Source organism: Nitrogeniibacter aestuarii (assembly GCF_017309585.1).
In the GTDB taxonomy this organism is placed as follows: Bacteria; Pseudomonadota; Gammaproteobacteria; order Burkholderiales; family Rhodocyclaceae; genus Nitrogeniibacter; species Nitrogeniibacter aestuarii.
In genome coordinates this window covers 179,569-201,623 of record NZ_CP071321.1, presented here as the reverse complement: position 1 = coordinate 201,623, position 22,055 = coordinate 179,569, and the positions used below count along the sequence as shown (strand labels likewise).

Here is a 22,055-nt window from a genome sequence, read left to right as displayed (position 1 = left end):
CACGCCCAAAAAAAGCCCCGCAATTGCGGGGCTTTTTTTGGCGGGCACCGCTCCTGAAGGAGCTGAGCCCGACCACGCAAGGCTCAGGCGCGCTTGTTGCGGCGGCTGAAACCGAGGCCACCCAGAGCGGCGGCCAACAAGGCAATGGTGCCGGGCTCCGGCACGTCGTTGTTGTCGATCTGACGGACATCGGGCACGCCACCGAGGGTCGTGATGATGGTCGCGGTCTGCGCCGTCGGGTCAATCGCCCAGCCCAGCACGGAAACCACATCCACCGGACCGATCACGTTACCCACAAACGGGTTGACCGAGGTGGACAGAGCCGGGTCAACGTTGCCAGCGAGCGAAACGGTCTGGGTACCAGCCCCCAGGCGCGGCTTCATGTCGTTGTAGTTGTCCACGGCCCAACCAATGAAGGTGGCGTTCAGCAGACCTTGCCCATCGGAGTAGGCTCCGCCGTGGCTCACGCCGAACCCGCGGTTGTTGTCGATGGTGAACAGTTCGAGATCACTACCGGCTGCCGAGCCACGCGTGAAGAAAACGTCGTCACCGGCGCCAACCACGTCTTCGTCCAGATACTGGAACAGGGAAATTTCACCCAGATCACCGGTTGAGGTGAAGGTGAAGGTGTTGGTCATGATGCTGCTACCGGCAGCGATGCTGCTTTCGACCGACCAGTTGACTGTCGCACCCGTCGTCCCGGTGAAAGAACCGGAGCTGGTGACACCGTTGGCGGATGCAGCCTGCCCACCCGTGGACAGCTGGATGCCCGTGCCACCCACATTGAGATAGGTGTAGTAATCGTAGATCACTTCAGCTGTCTCGACGGTGTTCGTGGCCTGGTTCAGGGCCGTCACCGTACCGTTGCGGGTCTGACCGCCACCGACCACATCAACCTCCCAGGCACCCAGCGTGCCCTGAGCGATACCGTTGTCGATAAGAATAGCGTGCGCGGGCGTCGAGAGCGCCATGGCAGAGGCGATCACTGCGGCAACACGGCCCAGTTTCAGGATCGAAGAACTCATTTTTTACTCCAGTCAGTGGCTGCCCGGTGAAGGCAACTCGGTAACACGTGCTTACATATGCTCACAACTAAGCAATCGATATACCAGATCAGGAAAGCCGCTTTTTTTCAAACACTTGTATCAGCTCCCGCAAAGCCACCTGTTTCCGAATGTAAAAAATTCCGACGTCATCCATGCCCCCCCCGGCCGGCCGGCCCACGCCCGCGCCCGCGCCATCAGTCGCCATTGATCTTGTTTTCGTGACACAAGGTGCAACTGACCACAGTCCCCTTCGACACGGTGATCCGCTGATCCTCGCGGCTGCACAGACTGCCCTTCTCGTCCTTGCACAGCCAGGTACGTTCGGTCGCGGTGCGAGCGAGTACCGTGCCGGCACCATCCGGGCCGTGACAGCTCTTGCATGCGGTGGTGTCGCGTTCGGCCACATCCTCGTGCCCTTCGTTCCAGTCGCTCCCCGCACCCACCGGATGCATGCCGTGAGGGCCATCCATGCGGTTGGGCAAGATACCGGTATGACACGCGTTGCACTCGATCACCGTGCCTGAGTGTCCCTGAATCTGCGTGGCCGCCACGTTGTCGTTGGCGTCCGCATTGGGGTTGGGAAAAATCGCATGGGTGCTGCCATGGCAGCCCTCGCAGGACAGACCACCATGGCCCTTGCTCAGCCGATAGAGCAGATCCACCGGCTGACCGAGGCTGTTGGTGACCTGGTTCTCGGCAAACCGGGAGTCACGCGCGCGAATCGGCGTCGCCGAGCCATCACCGCTGCGATAGGCGCGAAGCAGGCGGATGCCGTCCTCGGCGTAGATGAAGCCTTGAGTGTTGCCCGGCTGATGAGTCGCGTCGCCCACGTGGCAGGACTGGCAGCCCGGCTCCACCGCCCAGGGAATGCGCTTGCTGGTGTCCATGGCTCCGGCCGTGGAGGGAAACCGGTGGGTAAAGTCGTCACCCACCGTGGCCATGTCGCCATGGCAGTCCTGGCATACGACGCCGCCGTTGGCCATGGCGCCACGCAAGCACTGGGTCCGCTTGCCCGGGTGGCAGGAGTAACAACTTTGCTCCAGCACGTACTCGGTGACAGTCTGCGTCGAAGCCGCATCCGCCAGCGGGAAGCGGTCGAGATGACTGGCCACCGGTTCATCTCGAATCGGATCGTTCGGTGCCGGCATGTCCGGGAACAGCGCCGCCGCCAGGGACTTGGCCATCAGATCGCCATGGTGCTTGTGCATGGCCCGCGACATGGAAATGTGCTGGGTCTGTTCGGTCGCCGGCGAGTCCGTGGGCCCGAGTTGCGCCAGATCCAGTGCGGGCGAATAGTGGCAGCTGGCGCACACCACGCGCCGGGTGCTGTCCAGCGTGGTGCCCCACTTGGCATCGTGCAGACGCAGGATATTGATCTTGGCGGCGTTGAGCATGCGCTGCTCCAGGGTGTCTCCCGGCGCCTGCCCACTCTCGGCCACCACCGGCGGGACATAGCCAACGATCTCGGGGTGCGCCCGATCAAGCGCCTGTTCCGAGCACTGCAGCGTGTAACCATAGGTCTGGTTCACGTCTTCGCAATCGAAGGTGCGCGCATGACAACCCTGGCAATCGGCCTCCGTCGCCACCGGCAGCACCACGTCGGTGCTCGCCAGGATCGCTCCAGTCGTCCGGTCTTTGGCCTGCACGCGCATGAGCGGATACGGATTCGTCCGGCCCTGATCGTCCACCGGCATGATGGGGATGCCCTCGGCCGAGAACCAGTTGGTCTCCGGGACGATGGCGCCCAGCCCGAGTCCGCCCAGCAGGCCGTTGAAAAAATTCACCTCCCGGTCGAAGCGCCCGAAGGTTTTCGGCGCGTTCGCCAGATAGGGGTTGAGATGCCCCGGCATGGTCGCCTGGGACAGATCACATTTGACCCGTGGCCCCTCCGGCCCCTCGCTTCCTGCCAGATAACCCGCCAGACAATAAGCCTCGGGCGTACCTGACAGTTTCATCGAATCGGGCACCGGCAAACCCGCGTCCTCGCTCAGGTCACCCGGTTGGAGCAGACCGAAGTACAGGGGCGCATAGGCTTCGTACCAGAGGGGGTTGGCGTCACCCGGCATGGTCTGCCAGAAGTTGCCTTTGTAGATCACCTCGCCACGCTCGGCGGCCGTGCTGTTGGCCTGAGCGGGATCGTTGGCGTTCGATGCCGCCGAATACACCACCTCGATGTTACTGTCGTCCATCAGCTGCGGGTCGGCGCCCTTGCGAACGACCTGAGCGTGCACCACGTTGAACGGCGGCAGGATGCTGAAGATCTGGTAGTCCAGATCGGCACAGTGCATGCCCAGATCGTTGGCAGCAAACAGGGCATACGCATTGCCATCGCCCAGCGACTGCTCGGTCACCGGAGTCATCGCACTGTTGAGGCTGGTGCTGGTGGAATTGATGGACGTCCCACCGGCAGGCGGCGGAGGCGGCGGCTCAGTGGCGCCGCTATCACAATCACTGCCGGCTTCTTGCACATTGCGCTCGGCCGACAGCGCGCCAGCTTCAACCCGCAATCGACAGGGCGGTCGATCCATCCCCTGGCGCAGCCGCCATTCGCTGCGCCGGCCGCTTTCGATGGTGGTAATCAGTGAGCCGTCACCTGCGTTGAGCACCCGGATCGTGGATCGCCTCGGAGCCTCCCCCTTGCCGACCAGCAGGTGGTCACCACTTTCCCATTTCACTTCGTCAATGCTGAGACTCTGCGCCTGCGCGGGCGCGCAGACCATGAAGAACAAGCCGGCCGAGAATGAAAAGAGGGCCTTGTACCGCTCACGCGTTGCGGACGGATTCATGAGTTGCTCCCTGTGCTTTAGTTATGCCCGACGCCTCGGGGTCGTCCTGACAGGGTAGGCAGTAACCATGAACACTTCATGGTTACTTTGTAAGCAAGATGCAGTTCAACTCACTACCAGCTTCGGCTCTCTCGATACATTTCACTAGCGAATAGCGCCTTGGCAAATGAGGAGACTGCACCCGCGTTCATTAGCCAAAGGATTAAGTGCCTGGCCGCTGCGCTCGCGGCGTCGAGCCGCCAACCCGTGTTCCCGACAACACCCCAAGCACCGTCGTGATTCTGAAAATTCGCTTTGGATACGCATGAAGGGTTTTGTTACAATCCCGGACTCATTCTGTATATGCCATGACAATCAACATAAAGGCACATCATTCAGGAGCATTCATGATCAAGAAAACACTCGTCGCCATCGGACTTGCGATTGGCTTGACGTCCATGGCGCAGGCTCAGGACGCATACATGGGTCTTTCTGCTGGCGTCGCGTCAGTCGACATCGACAAGAGCAGCTTCGATGACGCACTGCGTTCCGTCGGCGTCACCGGTCTGTCGAGCGATGTCGATGAAGAGGATGTCGCCTTCAAGGTCTATGGCGGCTACCGCTTCAATCAGCACTTCGCCATCGAAGGCGGTTACGTCAATCTCGGCTCGTCCCAGTACGACGCCACCTTCACCGGCGGCTCACTCGAGGCCGACTGGAAGAGCCATGGCATTTTTGTCGAAGCGGTCGGCTTCCTGCCCCTCAATGACGCGTTCTCGCTGCTGGGCAAGGGCGGTGTGTATTTCTCCGAAAACGAAGTCGACGTTTCGGCGTCCGGCCCCGGCGGCAACGCGGTTTCCAGCGTCGACGACAATGAAGTCAACCTGGTTCTCGGTCTGGGTGCCGAATACGCCTTCAACGACAGTTTCGCCATGCGCGCCGAGTGGGAACGTTTCTTCGACGTGGGCGATGAAGATCGCACCGGCGAAGGCGACGTCGATCTGGTCACGGTCGGCGTCATGGTCAAGTTCTGATCTGGAACTGGCGTCATGAAAAATGCCCGGGTGTTTCCCGGGCATTTTTTTCGCCTCGTTACTCGCTCGGAAGGGCTGATCAGAGATCTGCCTGCACAACACACCGAGGTCCTTCTTCATCGGCACCGTCTCGCCCTGCGAATCGCCGCAAACGTTCTTTTTCGCCATCGAGATGGCAATGATGCCGACCGTGCGCCGGCGATAAAGGTGCGACGCCGGTGCGTGCAGACAGGTTCGATGCCCCGAACACTCACGCGCCGTGGTAGCGAGCGCTTCGAGGATGTGGTTGCGGACGGCGAGGTCGAGAGGCACGCCGGCGACAGACGTCGGGCCGAGCCTCAACTGAAAATGGCACTCATTCCATGGTCTACACTGAGTTTGTGAGCGCCGGCATGGCGCCGGTGCGCTGACCACCAAGGAGGACACCATGTCTCTTGCAGACCTGCCTCACATGCTGATTTCCGAGTCCCGCGGCTGGCAGTACATCGATCGAAAACATCCGAGCGTCATCCGCATGTTGCTCGCCGTTGCCGCGCCCTTGTCCCTGCTCCCACCACTGATGTACCTGTACGCGAGCACCACGGCGCCCGGCGCCGTCTTCCCTGCCCTGGCCCCGGCGCTTGGCATGGGCGAAGCCCTGATCGTCGGCGGGATTTTCTTCGCGGTCGAGCTGGCCATGGTGTTCTTGATGGCCGACGTGATCCGGCAGATCGCCGAGAGCTCGGACACCCAGCCCACGTATGCACAGAGCTTCAGCTTGGCCGCCATCGCACCGGTGCCCCTGTGGCTGACCTCGCTGATGCTGTTCGTGCCGAGCATGACCTTCAACGTGCTGATGCTGGCCATTGCATGGCTCGGCACCGCCGCGCTCATTCGCCACGGCGTGCGCACCTTGCTGCATGTTGACGACGCGGATGCCGCACACCACATCAGCAATCGGATCACCTTCGCCGGCGTTGCTGCGTGGATCGGCCTGACGGTGGTGATGAGCCTGGTGCTGAGTCTGGTGCTGGGCTGGCGCTGAGGCAAACCCGCCACAAAGACAGCGGCCCCACTGACCGGGCGCTGGCGACGCAATGTCGCTGGCGCCCGCCGTCGCGCTCGACTCAGGACGGCTGATCGACGATCTGTTTGCGGACGACCACCAAGGTATCGCCCGCCACCTCCACATCGATTTCACCTTCGCTCAGGTTGATGGCAAAGCGATAGGTGAACGCAGTGATGGCGCCCTCTCGTACCTTCAATGTGTACGCGCAAGCGCCCTCGGTCGCGCACCCCTCTGTCCACGCCCAGCGCGTGAATGTCGGGTCGTATGACGCGTAGTAGCGCTCACCGGCCTGATCGATGAGCGTGATGCGACGCGCATCCGCACCGGGGCACGCATTTTCCACCAGCCGGTAGTCGCCGGCCACATGAACGCGAACGCAGGGCGCACCCGCCTCATCCACCGCCGAGCGTCGCGCTTCCAGAGAACCCGAGAAATCACCGGTCGTCTGGCACGCGGACAGCAGCGCCGCCATTCCGATGGCAATGAGGAGCTTCTTCATGGGTCAGTGCAAAGTGGGCATCAGGGACTGGGGGTCAATCACGACACCATTCTGGCGTACTTCGAGGTGGATATGGTTTTTGATGCCAGGATACTTGGTGAGCAGACTCTGAGCCGCGCCGATGCGTTCGCCTGCAGACACCTGTTTGCCGATTTTCGATTGCTCGGGTGACATGTAGAAAATCTTTACCGTGAAACCCGCATGGCGGCCCACGCCCTCCAGCAAGATGCCGGTCAAAGACAAATCCGTGGCATACGGATAGGCAACGCGAACGACCTTCGCATCGATCGGAGAAAGCACGGCCTCACCTAACGAAGCAGAAATATCAACACCATTGTGTTGTCGACTTCCGCGCGGCGCAGCGAAATGGCCTGAACCCCACTTGTCACTCCCCCTGCGGCTCCCGTTATTGATGGGGTTCGAAAGTGTCGGGGATTGCGGCGTCGGCATCGGATCGCCTCCTGATTTCAATGACGGCTGCCCATGATATGCCATATGGTTTTCCGTGTCAGCATTGAATCTGCGTGCCCGACGCCGCGCTGCCGACTACGCCCGATATTCGGATTTCCAGTCCGATGTCACCAACCGACAGAAAAACGCGTCCAGCGCCCCGCTCTCGTCCGCCGCCATCTCCACTGCCAGCAGCGCATTGATTTCGACAAGCAACGCAGGGTCGGCCACGGTGCCCGCCACGAGCCCGGCACAGCGCATGGGCTCCGGGGCCCAACGCGCCCACTTCGACTTCACCTTCGCTCAGGTTGATGGCGAGCATCGCGCTTCCAGCGCGCCCGAGGAAATACGGGTCGTCTGACCCGCGGAAAGCTGCGTCTCTCGAATGACCGAGGGGCGTAGGGGACGCCTATGCCCGGTCGTCGAACGTCTTCAGCATCGCCCGCAGTTGATCGCGCTCTCGCTCGAACGCCTGACGTGCTTCGTCGAAATACGGGCCCCATCGATCAGGGTCCAGGGCACGGCGATATTCGGGGCTCAACTGCAGGGTCTGAATCTCGAGGATGAGATCGGCCGCGCGACCCCGCAGGCGGGACAACGCCCTTTCCAGCGTCGCCAGATCGTCCTGCCCATGTGTGTTCCCCAAGGCGGCCGGCAAAGCCTCGAGCTCCGCCAACAGGATCTCCAGCGCTTCGAGGTCTGACTGTCGATAGGCCCGCTGCGCACGCTGGAAGTGCTCCGTGGCCTGCGCCTGATCCGCGGCTTCGACCCGGTCTGGATGGCAGCGCATGGCCACCGCGCGATAGACCTGTTTGAGACGTGCCCGGGTTTCCGGGTCTTGCGCGGCCGCCGCAGCGGGCGCCTCCGCGAGTTGCTGCTGGTAGCGCTCGGTTTCCCGGGCGGCCGCGGCCGCCGCTTCACGGTCCTCCACCGACCCGGAGATCTCGGCCTGTCGGCGTGTGACGGCACATCGCAGCGCAAGGCAGTCGGCAAGGAGTTCGCCAAGCGCCTCATATTGCGCCGTATGGAACGCGGTCATCGTCGCATCCATGCTCGCCTTTCGCTCTGAAAGGTCGAGGATCTTGCCTTGAACGTCTTCGATCTTCAGCCGTAGCCCGTCGCATGCGGGGTCCGGCGCTGACTGCAGCGCTTGAGCCCCATCGGTGGGGTTGTCCTTCACGACGGCCGACTTGCGCTTTCTCGGCTTCCGCTTCGGCCGCGGCTCTGGCTCTGGCTCTGGCTCTGGCTCTGGCTCTGGCTCTGGCTCTGGCTCTGGCTCTGGCAATAGTTCGGGTTCGGGTTCGGGTTCGGGTTCGGGTTCGGGTTCGGGTTCGGGTTCGGGTTCGGGTTCGGGTTCGGGTTCGGGTTCGGGTTCGGGTTCGGGTTCGGGTTCGGGTTCGGGTTCGGGTTCGGGTTCGGGTTCGGGCAAGAGCGTTTCCCCGGCGTCCTGAACACGCAAGCTTGTTCCGTCCTGTCCAGCCGACAAAACCGGCACTTCATCGTTCTCCGAGCCATCCGAGGCAGACGAAACGACTTCAGACGTCTCCACGTGGGTCTCTGATGGCGGAGCCTGCACCTGAGAAACGCCAGGCGCATTGAAGAACCCGCGCATCCGGCGCGCCAGCCGGCTCCACCAGCCAGCGTTTCCGTCAGGCGTGTTGCTTTGTTCGGCCACCACCGTCCCCTGCCAACTTGGTGGCCTTTATTCTCGCGAATTTGGTGCAGGGCAGCAATGCGCTATCCGTTGAGGCTGTCGCCTTTTTCATGCGCGAATTCGCCACAACGCCCCACCTCGAGTGGGTCAATGACCTTGTCAGCGGGGTTGAGCGTGCAGGGCTCCCTGGAAAGAGGGTATGTCGAGTCGAAGACGCTTCGCGGAAGACATGCGGCGCATTGGCCTTCGGTTAATGCGCCCTACGCGGGCTATTTCATTAGTCGAACAATTCCCGCTGCATTTGCAATTGCCACTACAAATACTGCTGCAATCGCGAACTCAACTACGAAAACAATGAAAATTGCCTCAACGAAAAGAATTTTGTGTCTTCGGCATGCGTGTTTGAGTAGCTCTTTCATATAATTAATTCCGACTAATCCATCCCGCTTAAGTTGCAGCGAAATTCCCTCCATATCGTCAGCTGCAACGAAGTATTTTTCAATAAATAGAGCTGAACTCGACCATGCTGCAAGCAGAGCGAGCCCACCGAATCCGAACGCCGCAAGAGTTTGTGCCGCATTTTCTGGGTAGCAGCACGTGAGCGTGAGATTGCGCCCCGAGACCAATGCTATACCCAAAAGCAAAGCTTGCGGCGTCAAATTTCTCAAGAACTCAAGGAACGCTTCTTTACCCTCTTTTAGTACGTGCATTCATAACCCTCAGAAACTCTCACCCCTTCACACAAGCCGAAATAGGGGGCAGAGCTCGGTTTTAGGCGCTCAACATTCGAACCTGGCTAATTAAGTTAAATACCGAGGTCTGCCCCCTGTTTCGCAACACCGCTTTCAATCGTCCCAACTTCCGATTTTTGAACGCTGGCGAACACCGCGCGGCAAAGCTGCGCCTTTGTAACCCTTTCGCGCGTTCCCAACGTGCTGCGTCTGTCTCGGCGTTGGTCGATCACCAGTCAACTCGACACCGTTAACGTGCGCTTGCATTCGAACGAATCCGCGTAGCATTTTTTCTCTGTAGGAATACCAGCCTTTACGCGACTCAACACTTGTAAGTACAGAACCGTAGCTTGCGTCTTTGAGCTTACGCACCAGCGCGGAAAATCTCCCCCGGTCTAAAACTTCGCGCGCATCATTCCTTTTTTCTACAACCAATCTGTACGATTCATACATATCATTCAACGACCTCATTAAATCGTCATGATCAGCGGTTGCCCATACAACATCTTCGTATGATTCTTCTCTGTGCAATACCGCTTTTTCGTAAGGCCGCTTCAACTCTGCACTTGTTGCCAAAATGGCTTCGTGCAAACCTTCATGAAACAAATCCCATCCAATCTCCGAGATATCAGGCTCTAGAATGTAAGCTGCCCATAAAATCTTTTCCAACACAAGATGTATGTAGTATGGATACCCATCGCTCACCATACATATGCGCCAATTTACATCGTTATCCACAGTGATATTGAATGCAGCCGCAGTTGAAGTTACGATTTCGCGGCGAGCGTCCCAGCCAAGGCGAGGCAGTTCAACTGTCTCGAGTTGCCGATACGCCGATTGATGCACTCCTAATAATTCATCTAGAGACCGAGCAATTCCAGTAAAAATGAATTTGATGTTTACTGCTTGATCTCCCAACTGCTTGAGAAGATATGAGAACTTGTTTCTCTCATCGAGACTGGAAATCGTATCAAACTCGTCAATTACAATGATAGGCTTAGCTGAGTGCTCTTTTCCAGCCTGCCTGAGCAGTTCAACAGCATCACCAATTGTTTGGATGTTAGATTCGATATCGATTGGGCTGACATCTTCCCCTTCACCAATCGAAAGACCTCTAAAAGAAAGCGAAATTTTTTTCGAATTTTTTACGCTTTTCGTACGCGGCTTGCTAATCGCTCGCGCCACTATGTTGGCCACTATGGATGAGAATGAATCGTCAGGTGACCCCGAAACGAAGATTGGTTCTGCATCCGAACTTTGGTATGCGATCGCAGCAGTTTGGCCCAGTGAACTCTTCCCGACACCTCGATCTCCGAAGATAAAAACGTGCCTCCCGTCAGCGTATAGAGCGCGTTTTATGGTTTCTAGCTCTCTATCTCTACCTTTTAAAAATTCAATGCTGTTTATCGGCTTTGACGCTGAAAGTACTTTGTTTAACCTTTCACCAAAATCAGATTCGGAATAATTCAGATTATCCATACTAGCCCCAGAGCAAATTTATTTTAGCTATCACCCCTTCACACACACCACCTGCTTCAAGGTGTGCACCACCTCCACCAGCGCGTCCTGCGCGGCCATGACGGCGTCGATATCCTTATACGCCATCGGGATTTCGTCAATCACCGATGCATCCTTGCGGCATTCCACGCCTTCGGTCGCGCGAATCTGGTCTTCGATCGAGAAACGCTTCTTGGCGGCGTTGCGGCTCATGGTGCGTCCTGCTCCGTGGCTGCATGAGCAGAAGCTCTCCGGGTTGCCCTTGCCGCGCACGATGTAGCTGCGTGCGCCCATGGAGCCGGGGATGATGCCGAGCTGGCCTTTCTGGGCGGACACAGCGCCTTTTCGCGTCACCAGCACCTTGTGCCCGAAGTGGGTTTCGCGCTGCACGTAGTTGTGGTGGCAGTTCACCGCCTCCACATCCGCCTGGAAGGGCTTTTCGATCACGGTACGGGTGGCGGCGATCACGTGCTGCATCATCACTTCGCGGTTCTTGCGGGCGTAGTCCTGCGCCCAGCCCACGGCCTCGACATAGTCGTCGAAGTGCTGCGAGCCTTCTTCGAAGTAGGCGAGGTCGCGGTCCGGCAGATTGGCGATGTGCTGGCGCATGTCGGCCTGGGCCAGTTCGATGTAGTGGCGGCCGATGGCGTTGCCCACACCGCGCGAACCCGAATGCAGCATGATCCACACGCGCTCGGCCTCATCCAGGCACACTTCGATGAAGTGGTTGCCCGTACCGAGCGTCCCCAAATGGTTATGGTTGTTGGTGTTCTTCAAACGCGGCGCCTTTTCGGTAATGCGGTTGAAGCCCGGCAGCAGCGCCTTCCAGTAAGCATCCACCAGCTCGGGCGGGCGACCCCAGCTCCCCTGGTCGCGCTTGCCTCGGGTCATGTTGCGCCCGTGCGGCACGGCCTTTTCGATGGCGGTGCGCAGGCCGTGCAGGTTGTCCGGCAGGTCGGCCGCGGTGAGCGTGGTGCGGGCGGCCATCATGCCGCAGCCGATATCCACACCGACGGCCGCCGGGATGATGGCGCCACGGGTGGGGATCACGCTGCCGATGGTCGAGCCCTTGCCCAGATGCACATCCGGCATCACGGCCAGATGCTTGTAGATGAAGGGCATCTGCGCGGTGTTGATGAGTTGCTGGCGGGCATCGTCTTCGACCGGCACGCCGTGGGTCCACAGCTTGATGGGCGCGCCCTGTCCCGCGTGCAGGATGTCGTGATCGTGTTGTTGTTCGATCTTCATGGGTGTTCCTTTGCTTCCATTTTCTTTTGCAGACCGGCCAGCGCCACACGGCGGGCCGTCTCTTTTCTGGCGCGCTCTTTGGCGCGGCAGGGTTTGCATCGCACGGCGGTGGAATCGGGGTGGCCCTTGGCCACTTCATACCACCACTTCTGTCGCTGCGCCGTCCACAGGCACTCGGCACCGCAGTCCTTGCAGGTGAAGGCAAGGTCCAGATAGAAACCGCGCGTCTGCCACACGGGTGCGCCGTAACTGTTGGTGGGCATCAGCGCGGCCGCGTCCACCGGCAGGGCGTTGGCCGCGAGCGGCACGCGGCGCTGCTCGAGTTGAGTCGCCACCGTCCGCAGCCGCTTGCGCTGGCGTCGGGCCGCCATGATTTCGGCGCGGCGTTGTTTGTTGCTTTTCATGTTTCACTCCCGTGCATCCGGGCAACGTTTTCCCCTCCGGGAAGGGCTTGGCGGGGCTGGCGGGACTCGAACCCGCAATAGGCCGACACGGGGCATGACACCCGTGCGAAACAGTGCTTTAAACGCGCGCCACGTACGGAACCTTACGCAGACCCCGCAGCTGCATCCTCAAATACCGCCCGTTTCCAAAGCCTTCGGTTTTACCCTTCACCGGTATCGGCAATCATTTCCGGCCGCTCGCCATTTCGCGCTCAGCCCCGCCAAGCCCTCCCCCAACGGGTGCGAAGCCATCGCCTCGCACCCGGCCGGGCCGACACGGGCGAAGCCGTGTCCCAATCTCACCCGGACTTGATGCTCACCAGGCCGTTCAGCACCTGGTCCAGGCCACCGAACACCGAGATGCGGTCGATACGCTCGGCCACACGCTCCAGGGTTTCGAGCTCCTTCAGGCGCAGGGCCGTCGGGTTCTCTTCCATCACCTTGGCGGTGTTGAGCAGCGAGCGGGTGGCGGCGGTTTCTTCGCGGCGACGGATCACGTTCGCCTGGGCGGATTTCTCCGCCTCGACCACCTGGGCGAGAATCGTCTTCATCTCGCCCGGCAGAACGATGTCCCGCACGCCCACGCTATGCACCTCGATGCCCTGCCCGGCCAGCTTCTGGGCCAGGTGCTGGCTCACCACCTCGTCGATGAGCTGCTTGTTTTCCAGCAACTCATCGAGCGACCGGGTGCCCACCGCCGCCCGCAAACCGAACTGCAGTTCGCGGTACAGGTGCTCCACCGGCTTCGGTGTGGCGGCAAACGCAGCCAGCACGTCGGCAAAGCGCCAGGTGGCGGCAAGGTTCACCCGCAGGCCGACCTTGTCGCGGGTCAGGATCTCCTGCCCGCTCACTTCCAAGGTTTGCAGACGGGTATCGACCAGCTCGACGCTCACCTCGCGGTTGAAGCGCCAGAAGGCCACGAAACCAGGCTCCAGCAGGCGCTCGACCTTGCCGTCGATCTTCAGCACACCCAGATGCCAGGCCGGCACTTGCAGGCTCAACACCCCGGCCAGCCCGGTCACCACGCGGCTACGCAGGTTGGACTGGTTCAGCAGACGCGCCACACGCGCCGGCACCTCGGCGCCTTCGGCCAGCTCGACCACCTCGAAGCGCACCTCGGCCGGGCCTTTCCAGTACAGGCGACGGGCGCCCGGCGGCACGATCTCGACCAGCATCTTGTTCTCGAAGCGCAGGCCCACCTGATCTTCATTGGTGTCCATCACATCGAAGTACTGTTCGATCACCGCGCCCCGCTCACGACGCAGGGTTTCAGCCAGCGGGTGATCAAAGTGCGGCGCCTGCACGCTCCAGCACTGGATGGCGTAGCGGTCGAACGGGTCCATCACACGATGCACACCCGGCTCGAGCACACGCTCGAAGTTGCCCTCGCGCAGCAACAGCGCGCGCTGGGTCTGGTTCACCACGAATCGCTTCCACAACATGTTCATTTTTATTCTCCAATCATCTGTTTTCGGCTTGTGGCCGGGAGGGGTCATCCCTCGCCATTCGTTGGCGCGATCACTCCTGCTGGGCTGCAGGGCAAGGCGCGGGGACGCAGACTGGGTGGCCCCCAGTCAAGGAGTCGCAACGCGGCCATGGAGCCCAGCAGGGGTGAGCCCGCAGGGTTGTGCTCATGGCTACTGCGAATCCCTCCAAAAGGCAGATGCGCACAATGCGACGAGCCTCAAGATGTTCCAGCGAAGCGCCATGAGCACAACGCGATCCAGCGAATGGCGAGGGATGACCCCTCTACCAGTCTGTCGCCGTGCCGGCGGGCCGCCTGCGGGGCGCCTCGGGGTGCGGGGGCAAGGCCTTTGGGCAGTGGAAGTCACCGAAGCGCCCTCCAACCCGTCAGGTGTTGCCATCGCTGCCCGTGGCGAGCCACAAGGGCCGGCCGGCACGGCGGTGGCGGGCGGGGCGTTGGCCGCGTGGGCCGCCGCCCTTTCCGCCACAACCGGCGGGTACTGCTTGAAATAAATGCCAGCTAATCAGGCTGGTGTTCGAGCGGGATTCGAACCCGCCACCAACAGATCGAAATCTGCTGCTCTATCCAAATGAGCTACCGAACGGGGATGTCAGGAGTCGAACCTGAATCAACGTACCAACACGCATCCAGCACACCGTTTCTTCACCGAGGCGGCATACGCCCCACACAACGTCATCCGGCGGGAGCGCACCGGCGAGGCATCCAGAACCTCAACCCGTACTCCAGCGGTGATTCCGCGGTTGATCTCTGTACTGCGAAGGGCGTGCCAGAAATACGACAGAGGATTCAAAAAGATCGCAAACTCATGTTTTCAATAGACAAAATTTTTTATCGGCATTGCCATTCGTCATGTACGCGCTTAACACGGTCGCTAAAATCAGATACAAATGGCTAGTTTTTTATCTTTCTGGCGAAACTCATGAACCGCAAGAACGTCGTGATCGGCTTTCTCGGCACCGTGCTCGACTACGGTGGCCGGGGGCAGCAACGCTGGCAGAAATGGCGACCCACGGTGGGGCTGTGCCAGCAGGACGGCCTGCCGGTGCATCGGCTCGAGTTGATCCACGACGCCCGCAATCGGGGGCTGGCCAGCAAGGTGAAGCTCGACATTGCCGAGGTGTCGCCCGCGACGGAGGTGCGCTCGGTGGAGATCGAGCTGCGCGACCCGTGGGACTTCGGCGAGGTTTACGGCGCGCTGCACGATTTCGCCCGTGGCTATGCCTTCGACACCGAGGCCGAGGACTACCTCGTCCACATCACCACCGGCACCCATGTGGCGCAGATCTGCTGGTTTCTGCTCACCGAGGCGCACTATCTGCCCGCGCGGCTGCTTCAGACCGCGCCACCGCGCAAGCGCCGCACTGAGGCCAACGAAGGCGAACCCCGCGACGTGCGCGGCACCCACACCGTCATCGATCTGGATCTGTCCCGCTACGACGCCATTGCCACCCGCTTTGCCCGCGAGGCGGAGGAGACCGTCTCTTTCCTCAAGAGCGGTATCGCCACCCGCAACGCCACCTTCAACCGCACCATCGAGCAGATCGAGAAGGTGGCGGTGCGCTCCACCGCGCCGGTGCTGCTGGTAGGGCCCACCGGCGCGGGCAAGAGCTTTCTGGCACGACGCATTTTCGAACTGCGCCAGCGCCGTCACCAGGTGAAGGGGCGATTTGTTGAGGTGAACTGCGCCACCCTGCGCGGCGACATGGCCATGTCGGCCCTGTTCGGCCATGTGAAGGGGGCTTTTACCGGTGCGCAGACCGAGCGCGCCGGCCTGCTGCGGGCGGCCCACGACGGCATGCTGTTTCTGGACGAAATCGGCGAGCTGGGCCTGGACGAGCAGGCGATGCTGCTCAAGGCGATTGAAGAGAAGCACTTCTTTCCCTTTGGCGGCGACACCGAGGTGAGCAGCGACTTCATGCTCATCGCCGGCACCCACCGCGACCTGCGCCAATGGGTGCGCGAGGGCAAATTCCGCGAAGACCTCTATGCCCGGATCAACCTGTGGACCTTCCCCCTGCCGGGCCTGGCCGAACGGGTCGAGGACATCGAACCCAACCTGGATTTCGAACTCGAGCGCCATGCCCGCGAACTGGGCAAGGCAGTGCGCTTCAACGTGGAGGCCAAACGCGCCTGGCTGCGCTTTGCCACCTCGCCCGAGGCGCGCTGGAGCGGCAACTTTCGCGAGCTGTCGGCCTCGGTCACGCGTATGGCGACCCTGGCGGATGCCGGGCGGATCAACGAGGCGATTGTGGCAGAGGAAATCGAGCGCCTCAGACACGCGTGGGCGGTGGAGGCCGGCGAGACGGACGCCGCCGGTCTGCGCGCCCTGCTGGGGGATCGGCTCGATGCGCTCGATCGTTTCGACCGGCTTCAACTGGCCGCAGTAGTGGCCGAATGCCGTCGCTGCAAGAGCCTGTCGGAGGCCGGCCGACAGCTGTTCGACATCTCGCGCACCGAGCGGAAGGTGGTCAACGACGCCGACCGCCTGCGCAAGTATCTGGCGAAGTTCGAGCTGGCCTGGTCCGACATCGCTCAAGGCCCCGCAAACACCGGGCAGACGCCGTGACCGGCCGCTCGGCGACTTGAGGCATTTTTCCTCACGGATCATGCAAACGCCATGCTAGGCTGCCCGGCATTTCAAGCGCACTGAATGGTGACCACCATGACACGTGATGAATTCGACGCACTGGTCGCACGCCTCGAAAACGACGCGCACACCCGCCCCGGGGCCTACACGGCGCGCGTGCTCGGACTGGCGGCTCTGGGTAACGCTTACGTCATGGGCATCCTGCTGTTGATCGTGGCGCTGCTGGTCGGCCTGGTTGCCTCCGTGGCCGTGCTCAAGGCCTTGGCGATCAAGCTGATCTTCATCGTCGGCATCTTTCTGTGGATGGTGATCAAGGCTTTGTGGGTCAAGATCCCGCCGCCGACCGGCACCGAAGTCACCGCCCAGGACAGTCCTGAACTGTTCGCCATGATCGAAGCCCTGCGTCGAGACCTCGACGCCCCCCGCTTTCATCACGTGCTGGTCACCGACGACTTCAACGCAGGCGTGGTTCAGTCACCGCGACTGGGCGTCTTCGGCTGGCCACGCAACTATCTGCTGATCGGCCTGCCGCTGATGAAGTCGCTCAGTGTCGAACAGTTCAAGGCCGTGCTGGCACATGAATTCGGCCACCTGGCCCGGGGTCACGGACGGGTGTCGAACTGGATCTACCGCCAGCGGCTGCGCTGGGCGCGACTGGTGGATGTGCTCGAAGCCACTGAGAGCCGGGGCGGATTTCTGTTCAAGCCCTTCCTCAACCGTTTCGTCCCGTATTTCACCGCCTATTCATTCCCGATGGCGCGTGCCAACGAATATCAGGCGGACGCCACGGCCGTGCGTTTGACGTCGCCAGAGGCCGCCGCCGAGGCACTGACCGGCGTCGAGGTCATGAGCAGCTATCTGTCCGAACGCTTCTGGCCGCAACTGCACCGCCAGGCCGACGATCAGGCGCAGCCCAATGTCCTGCCGTACACCGGCATGGGTCGGCACTTTGTCGACGATGTGGATGCAGACTCGACCCGCAGCTGGCTCGAACAGGCCATGGCCCGCCAGACCGGCTCGGGCGACACGCACCCGGCGCTCAAGGACCGCCTGGCCGCCTTCGACGCCCAGCCAAGGCTGGCCCCGCCAACTGACGGCACCTCGGCCGACCGCCTGCTTGGCGATGCACTCGAGCCGATCACGGAGGCCTTCGACCACCAGTGGCGAGAGGCCATCGCCCCGTCATGGGACGAGCGCTACCGCGAGGTCCAGGAAGGGCGTGCCCGTTTGGCGGCACTGGATGAGCGCGCGCAGACCGAGGCCCCGCTCCCCCGGGACGAGGCGCTGGAGCGGGCGCGACTGACCGAAAGCATCGGCGACGATGCCGATGGCGCGCTGGCACAACTCAGGGCGCTGCTCGAACGCGTCCCGGACGACCCGGTCGTGCTCTATTCGGTAGGCACCCGCCTGCTCGACCGCGACGATGATGGCGGGCAGCCACTGATCGAACGCGCCATGACCGTGGATGAGGCTGCCATCGCCCCCGGCAGCGAAGCCTTGCGCGACTACCACTGGCGACACGGCCGGAAAGAGGAAGCCGACGCCTGGCACGAGCGCCTGGTGGAACGCAGCGAACTTGAGTACCTGGCGAACAAGGAGCGTAACGAGGTGCGTCTGGACGACACCTTCGAGCGCCATGAATTGCCGGACGCGCAACTCGCACGCTTGCGCGAACAACTGTCAGGCATCGGCGGCGTGCGCAAGGCCTATCTGCTGCGCAAGCGCGTCCGGCACCAGCCCGACCGACCGCTCTACGTGCTGGGGTTCAGCATCACCGGCGCCCTTCGGCGCCACAACCGGGATCGTGCAGAAGACATTCAGCGCCGCATCCTCGAGACCGTTGAACTGCCGGATGAAACCATCGTGATCTGCGTGGACGGCGACAACAAGCAGTTCGGCAGCAAGTTCTTCTGGAAACGCGGCGCTCGCGTGATGTGAGCTGCGGGACTCAGCGCCCCCGGCGCTGGCGGGAAAAACGCATCGCGGCCAGGCCAGCCGCCAGCAGCAATGCGGTGCCGGGCGCCGGCACCGGGCGGTCAACCGGCAATTCGTCGCCGAAGATCTGCAATTCAGCCAGCGCGTAGCTGCTGTCGCCGCCAATCGCCTCGAACGAAATGTAGCGCGCGATCTGCCCGGCGAAGTCCATGGCGGGCAGATATTCGAGCGATGCGGCCTCGCTGGTCAGGGTATCCAGGCCTCCCTGGATCGGGGAAATCTCACCCCCGGCACTCGGGATGATGAACAGATCGGTCCAGTTCGACGCGTCTGTCGAGTACTGCGCGCGATAGGCGTCATTGTTGTCCACCGACACGAGAATATCCCTGACCAGAAAATCAGCGCCCAGGTCGAAAACGAATCGAACGGTGTTGTTGCCCCCGTCGCTCCAGAACACGTTGGTCCCGCTGGCCCAGGGCGTCGTTTCGGGGGGGATGAATCCGTCATTGACCAGACCCAGCGGGTTCGAATATGTCCCGGTCGCGGTAACGGTGGTGCCGAGCAATGCCGCATGGGCCGCCCCGGACATCAGCAGCACCGCTGCAAACAACAGATTTCTCATTCTTCCGACCTCGTGACTGTGTGACTGACGGGAGTTGATGCGTCAATCAGTCGCAAGCACACATCAGGCCAACGGCATCAAAGCCCTCTTTGAGCCGCATTCTTTCAAGCAACGAGCGCCCGGTGTCAAAATTCCCGACATCGGCCGGCACGCCGCCAGACCGCTATCGCCGCCGAGACAAGCGAGCGCGGGATGTCGCAAACCCGACACACACGGCCGAGCACACCCCCACCCAAACCGCGCCCCCAACACCAGGTCAAAACGCTGCCTATCCAAGCACTTAGTCGAGTCGGCCGGACACGACCCTCTGGATGAACCCGCCATGGCCCTGTTCTTGCGGGAGCCCTTGCCGTCCTTGCGAGAATTTCCGGAAAGATTGATCCAGCGCAAGTTAATCGAAGTGCAAATAGGAATAATTTTCACTTACACTCGAGACCCTGATGATTTCCAGCGACATGACGATGATGCTCAAGCACCTTGCGGTTGGCGACCAGGCGAAGATCGCCGGCTTTAATCCGACCGGCAAGGCCTATCGTCGCAAGCTCCTGTCCATGGGCCTCACTCCGGGCACCCCGTTCACGGTGGTGCGCGTCGCCCCCATGGGCGATCCGGTGGAAATCCGCGTGCGCGGCTCGGCGCTGTCGCTGCGCAAGGACGAGGCCGACGCGCTGGAAGTGGAGAAGTTGTGATGCAACAACGCCAGACCATCGCCCTGGTGGGCAACCCCAACTGCGGCAAGACCACCGTCTTCAACGCGCTGACCGGCGCCCGCCAGCATGTGGGCAACTGGCCCGGCGTGACGGTCGAGCGCAAGCACGGTGAATACCGCTTCACGGGTCAGGCGGTTGAAGTGGTCGATCTGCCCGGCACCTACTCGCTGGATGTGGTCGATGGCGAGGTGTCGCTCGATGAAAAACTGGCGCGGGACTACATCCACGCCAACGAGGCGAGTCTGATCGTCAACGTGGTCGATGCCTCCAATCTGGAGCGCAACCTGTATCTCACCATCGAGCTGGCCGAAATGGGCGTGCCCATGCTGCTGGTGCTCAACATGACCGATGTGGCGCGGGCCAAGGGCCTGGCCCTCGATCCGGATGCACTGGAGAAGTCACTGGGCGTACCGGTGGTGCTGGCCAGCGCGGCACAAGGCGACGGCATTGATCGACTCCGCCTGGCCATTCACGATGCGCTTGTCCGCCTGCCCAGGGCCACCGCCGACGTCACTTACGAAGCCAGCCTGGCCACGGCCATGGCGCAACTCGAGCCGCTCGCGCTGCCCGCGGCCCTCGACACCCATGTGTCGGCGCGCTGGTTGTCGGTACGTCTGCTCGAAGGCGACGATCTGGCCATGCAGGCCGTCGGGCCCGTGGGTGCCGAGCGCGCGCGCAGGCTGCAGGCCGAACTGAACGATGATGTGGACATCCTCGTCGCCGATGCGCGCTACACCCTCGCGAACGCCATTGCCGGCAACGCGGTGCGCGTGATCGGCGAAGTCCCACGGGACACCACGGCGCGCATTGACCGCGTGGTGCTCAACCGGGTGCTCGGCATTCCCATCTTCCTGGGCGTGATGTACCTGATGTTCATGTTCACCATCAACATCGGCAGCGCCTTCATCGATTTCTTCGACATGGCCGTGGGCACGCTCATGGTCGACGGCCTCGGCCACATCATGGCGGCCATGAACATGCCCCAGTGGCTCACCGTGCTGGTGGCCAATGGCGTGGGTGGCGGTGTTCAGACCGTGGCGACCTTCATCCCGGTGATCGCCTGCCTGTACCTGTTCCTGTCAGTGCTGGAAGACTCGGGATACATGGCCCGCGCCGCGTTCGTGATGGACCGGCTGATGAACTGGATGGGCCTGCCGGGCAAGTCCTTCGTGCCGCTGATCGTGGGTTTCGGCTGCAACGTGCCGGCGGTGATGTCCACCCGCACGCTGGAGCGCAAACGCGATCGCCTGATGACCATGGCCATGGTGCCCTTCATGTCCTGCGGGGCGCGCCTGCCGGTATATGTGCTGTTCGCCGCGGCGTTCTTCCCGCAGGGCGCGCAGAACGTGGTGTTTGCCCTCTACCTGATCGGCATCGCCGCGGCGGTGATCACCGGGCTGGCGCTCAAGCGCACCTTGCTGTCGGGCGAAAGCGCGCCCTACATCATGGAGCTGCCGCCCTACCACCTGCCCACCGCCAAGGGCGTGATGATCCACACCTGGTCGCGGCTCAAGAGCTTTGTCGTCGGTGCCGGTCGCGTGATCGTGCCCATGGTGCTGGTCATCACCCTGCTCAACAACGTGGGCACCGATGGCAGCTTCGGCAATGACAACAGCGACAGGTCGGTGCTGGCCGAAGTGGGTCGCGCGGTGAGCCCGGTGTTTGCCCCGATGGGTCTGCATGAGGACAACTGGCCAGCGGCCGTGGGCATCGTCACCGGCGTGCTTGCCAAAGAGGCCGTGGTCGGGACGCTGGATGCGGCCTATACCGCACTGGCCCAGCAGGACGCGCCGGAGACCGAGGCTGCGCCGTTCAGCGTCTGGGGCGGTCTCGTCGCTGCGGCCGAAACCATCCCGGTCAACCTCATGGATGCCCTGGGCGGCTGGACCGATCCGCTGGGGGTGAGCGTGGGCGATCTGAGCGATACCGAGGCAACAGCGGCCGAACAAGCCGTGTCGGTCGGCACTTTCGGTGCCATGGCCGCCCGGTTTGACGGCGCGGCCGGGGCCTTCGCCTATTTGCTGTTCATCCTGCTCTACATGCCGTGCAGCGCCACCGTGGCGGCCATTTACCAGGAAGCGGGCGGTCGCTGGGCGAGCTTTGTGTCGTTGTGGACCACCGGGCTGGCCTACGGGCTGGCCACCCTGTACTACCAGTTGGCCACCTTTGCCCAGCATCCCAGCCGCTCTGCCACCGAGGTGGGCATCGTGGTCGTGGCGATCGGCGCGGTCTTCCTCGCCCTGCGCCACCAGGGCAAACGTCTTGCCGCGCCTGCCGTGGCATCCAGCACTTGAGGGGCC

At 61.9% G+C, this 22,055-nt stretch carries 18 protein-coding genes and 1 tRNA gene; 7 read left to right on the top strand and 12 right to left on the bottom strand.

Features of this window, described 5'->3' with window-relative positions; all coding sequences use genetic code 11:
• Positions 1–83 precede the first annotated feature (83 nt).
• Positions 84–1,025: a PEP-CTERM sorting domain-containing protein gene (locus J0W34_RS00880; RefSeq protein ID WP_230970331.1), complete on the bottom strand. Its 942-nt coding sequence runs from the start codon at positions 1,023–1,025 to the stop codon at positions 84–86.
• A 215-nt stretch (positions 1,026–1,240) separates the two neighbouring features.
• Positions 1,241–3,832 carry a hypothetical protein gene (locus tag J0W34_RS00875; protein WP_230970330.1) on the bottom strand — a complete coding sequence of 864 codons (2,592 nt, stop codon included), beginning with the start codon at positions 3,830–3,832 and terminating at the stop codon, positions 1,241–1,243.
• 386 nt (positions 3,833–4,218) lie between these two features.
• Between J0W34_RS00875 and J0W34_RS00870 the strand changes: the two genes are divergently transcribed.
• Positions 4,219–4,845 (top strand): outer membrane beta-barrel protein, encoded by a 627-nt coding sequence (locus tag J0W34_RS00870; protein WP_230970329.1) that lies wholly within the window; start codon positions 4,219–4,221, stop codon positions 4,843–4,845.
• A gap of 427 nt (positions 4,846–5,272) precedes the next feature.
• A complete protein-coding gene (locus J0W34_RS00865; protein WP_230970328.1) occupies positions 5,273–5,869 on the top strand; it encodes a Yip1 family protein in 597 nt (198 codons plus the stop codon).
• Positions 5,870–5,951: 82 nt separating this feature from the next.
• Here J0W34_RS00865 and J0W34_RS00860 read toward each other — a convergent pair whose 3' ends face one another.
• Together J0W34_RS00860 and J0W34_RS00855 are read right to left on the bottom strand one after the other, a co-directional pair.
• Positions 5,952–6,392, bottom strand: a complete 441-nt coding sequence (locus J0W34_RS00860) for a lipoprotein (protein ID WP_230970327.1) — start codon at positions 6,390–6,392, stop codon at positions 5,952–5,954.
• Between the two features lie 3 nt (positions 6,393–6,395).
• Positions 6,396–6,842, bottom strand: coding sequence for a M23 family metallopeptidase (locus J0W34_RS00855; RefSeq protein ID WP_230970326.1), 447 nt, complete (start codon positions 6,840–6,842; stop codon positions 6,396–6,398).
• 64 nt (positions 6,843–6,906) lie between these two features.
• Between J0W34_RS00855 and J0W34_RS00850 the strand changes: the two genes are divergently transcribed.
• Positions 6,907–7,203 (top strand): hypothetical protein, encoded by a 297-nt coding sequence (locus J0W34_RS00850; RefSeq protein ID WP_230970325.1) that lies wholly within the window; start codon positions 6,907–6,909, stop codon positions 7,201–7,203.
• Positions 7,204–7,251: 48 nt separating this feature from the next.
• Here J0W34_RS00850 and J0W34_RS00845 read toward each other — a convergent pair whose 3' ends face one another.
• The 7 genes from J0W34_RS00845 to J0W34_RS00815 all read right to left on the bottom strand — a co-directional run bounded on the left by J0W34_RS00845 (position 7,252) and on the right by J0W34_RS00815 (position 14,484).
• Complete coding sequence (locus J0W34_RS00845; RefSeq protein WP_230970324.1) at positions 7,252–8,517, bottom strand: J domain-containing protein; 1,266 nt, start codon at positions 8,515–8,517, stop codon at positions 7,252–7,254.
• Between the two features lie 248 nt (positions 8,518–8,765).
• Positions 8,766–9,206 carry a hypothetical protein gene (locus J0W34_RS00840; protein ID WP_230970323.1) on the bottom strand — a complete coding sequence of 147 codons (441 nt, stop codon included), beginning with the start codon at positions 9,204–9,206 and terminating at the stop codon, positions 8,766–8,768.
• A 135-nt stretch (positions 9,207–9,341) separates the two neighbouring features.
• On the bottom strand, positions 9,342–10,706 hold the full coding sequence (locus tag J0W34_RS00835; RefSeq protein WP_227818248.1) for an AAA family ATPase: 1,365 nt from the start codon (positions 10,704–10,706) through the stop codon (positions 9,342–9,344).
• A 30-nt stretch (positions 10,707–10,736) separates the two neighbouring features.
• The gene (locus J0W34_RS00830) at positions 10,737–11,972 is read right to left on the bottom strand and encodes an RtcB family protein (protein ID WP_230970322.1); all 1,236 of its coding nucleotides are present in this window, start codon (positions 11,970–11,972) and stop codon (positions 10,737–10,739) included.
• Positions 11,969–12,376, bottom strand: a complete 408-nt coding sequence (locus J0W34_RS00825; RefSeq protein ID WP_230970321.1) for a zinc-ribbon domain containing protein — start codon at positions 12,374–12,376, stop codon at positions 11,969–11,971. The genes J0W34_RS00830 and J0W34_RS00825 overlap by 4 nt, the downstream gene beginning before the upstream one ends.
• A 338-nt stretch (positions 12,377–12,714) precedes the next feature.
• Complete coding sequence (locus J0W34_RS00820; protein ID WP_230970320.1) at positions 12,715–13,863, bottom strand: slipin family protein; 1,149 nt, start codon at positions 13,861–13,863, stop codon at positions 12,715–12,717.
• Positions 13,864–14,411: 548 nt separating this feature from the next.
• Positions 14,412–14,484: transfer RNA gene (locus J0W34_RS00815), tRNA-OTHER, on the bottom strand.
• Positions 14,485–14,820: 336 nt separating this feature from the next.
• On the opposite strand from J0W34_RS00815, the gene rtcR reads away from it, so the two are divergent.
• On the top strand, positions 14,821–16,467 hold the full coding sequence (gene rtcR, locus J0W34_RS00810) for an RNA repair transcriptional activator RtcR (RefSeq protein WP_230970319.1): 1,647 nt from the start codon (positions 14,821–14,823) through the stop codon (positions 16,465–16,467).
• A gap of 96 nt (positions 16,468–16,563) precedes the next feature.
• Positions 16,564–18,426: a M48 family metallopeptidase gene (locus tag J0W34_RS00805; protein ID WP_230970318.1), complete on the top strand. Its 1,863-nt coding sequence runs from the start codon at positions 16,564–16,566 to the stop codon at positions 18,424–18,426.
• 10 nt (positions 18,427–18,436) lie between these two features.
• Here J0W34_RS00805 and J0W34_RS00800 read toward each other — a convergent pair whose 3' ends face one another.
• Positions 18,437–19,045: a hypothetical protein gene (locus tag J0W34_RS00800; RefSeq protein ID WP_230970317.1), complete on the bottom strand. Its 609-nt coding sequence runs from the start codon at positions 19,043–19,045 to the stop codon at positions 18,437–18,439.
• 440 nt (positions 19,046–19,485) lie between these two features.
• Between J0W34_RS00800 and J0W34_RS00795 the strand changes: the two genes are divergently transcribed.
• A complete protein-coding gene (locus J0W34_RS00795) occupies positions 19,486–19,734 on the top strand; it encodes a FeoA family protein (RefSeq protein WP_269144631.1) in 249 nt (82 codons plus the stop codon).
• Complete coding sequence (feoB, locus tag J0W34_RS00790; RefSeq protein ID WP_230970316.1) at positions 19,734–22,049, top strand: Fe(2+) transporter permease subunit FeoB; 2,316 nt, start codon at positions 19,734–19,736, stop codon at positions 22,047–22,049. Before J0W34_RS00795 ends, feoB begins: the two co-directional genes overlap by 1 nt.
• Positions 22,050–22,055 lie beyond the last annotated feature (6 nt).

What these genes read in the sequence shown, in the direction of transcription:
- J0W34_RS00865 (WP_230970328.1), top strand. Translation starts at nt 5,273, where the DNA reads ATGTCTCTTGCAGACCTGCCTCACATGCTGATTTCCGAGTCCCGCGGC.
- J0W34_RS00835 (WP_227818248.1), bottom strand. Translation starts at nt 10,706, where the DNA reads ATGGATAATCTGAATTATTCCGAATCTGATTTTGGTGAAAGGTTAAAC.
- rtcR (WP_230970319.1), top strand. Translation starts at nt 14,821, where the DNA reads ATGAACCGCAAGAACGTCGTGATCGGCTTTCTCGGCACCGTGCTCGAC.
- J0W34_RS00840 (WP_230970323.1), bottom strand. Translation starts at nt 9,206, where the DNA reads ATGCACGTACTAAAAGAGGGTAAAGAAGCGTTCCTTGAGTTCTTGAGA.
- J0W34_RS00880 (WP_230970331.1), bottom strand. Translation starts at nt 1,025, where the DNA reads ATGAGTTCTTCGATCCTGAAACTGGGCCGTGTTGCCGCAGTGATCGCC.
- J0W34_RS00875 (WP_230970330.1), bottom strand. Translation starts at nt 3,832, where the DNA reads ATGAATCCGTCCGCAACGCGTGAGCGGTACAAGGCCCTCTTTTCATTC.
- J0W34_RS00795 (WP_269144631.1), top strand. Translation starts at nt 19,486, where the DNA reads ATGATTTCCAGCGACATGACGATGATGCTCAAGCACCTTGCGGTTGGC.
- J0W34_RS00870 (WP_230970329.1), top strand. Translation starts at nt 4,219, where the DNA reads ATGATCAAGAAAACACTCGTCGCCATCGGACTTGCGATTGGCTTGACG.
- J0W34_RS00800 (WP_230970317.1), bottom strand. Translation starts at nt 19,045, where the DNA reads ATGAGAAATCTGTTGTTTGCAGCGGTGCTGCTGATGTCCGGGGCGGCC.
- feoB (WP_230970316.1), top strand. Translation starts at nt 19,734, where the DNA reads ATGCAACAACGCCAGACCATCGCCCTGGTGGGCAACCCCAACTGCGGC.
- J0W34_RS00820 (WP_230970320.1), bottom strand. Translation starts at nt 13,863, where the DNA reads ATGAACATGTTGTGGAAGCGATTCGTGGTGAACCAGACCCAGCGCGCG.
- J0W34_RS00860 (WP_230970327.1), bottom strand. Translation starts at nt 6,392, where the DNA reads ATGAAGAAGCTCCTCATTGCCATCGGAATGGCGGCGCTGCTGTCCGCG.
- J0W34_RS00855 (WP_230970326.1), bottom strand. Translation starts at nt 6,842, where the DNA reads ATGCCGACGCCGCAATCCCCGACACTTTCGAACCCCATCAATAACGGG.
- J0W34_RS00805 (WP_230970318.1), top strand. Translation starts at nt 16,564, where the DNA reads ATGACACGTGATGAATTCGACGCACTGGTCGCACGCCTCGAAAACGAC.
- J0W34_RS00825 (WP_230970321.1), bottom strand. Translation starts at nt 12,376, where the DNA reads ATGAAAAGCAACAAACAACGCCGCGCCGAAATCATGGCGGCCCGACGC.
- J0W34_RS00830 (WP_230970322.1), bottom strand. Translation starts at nt 11,972, where the DNA reads ATGAAGATCGAACAACAACACGATCACGACATCCTGCACGCGGGACAG.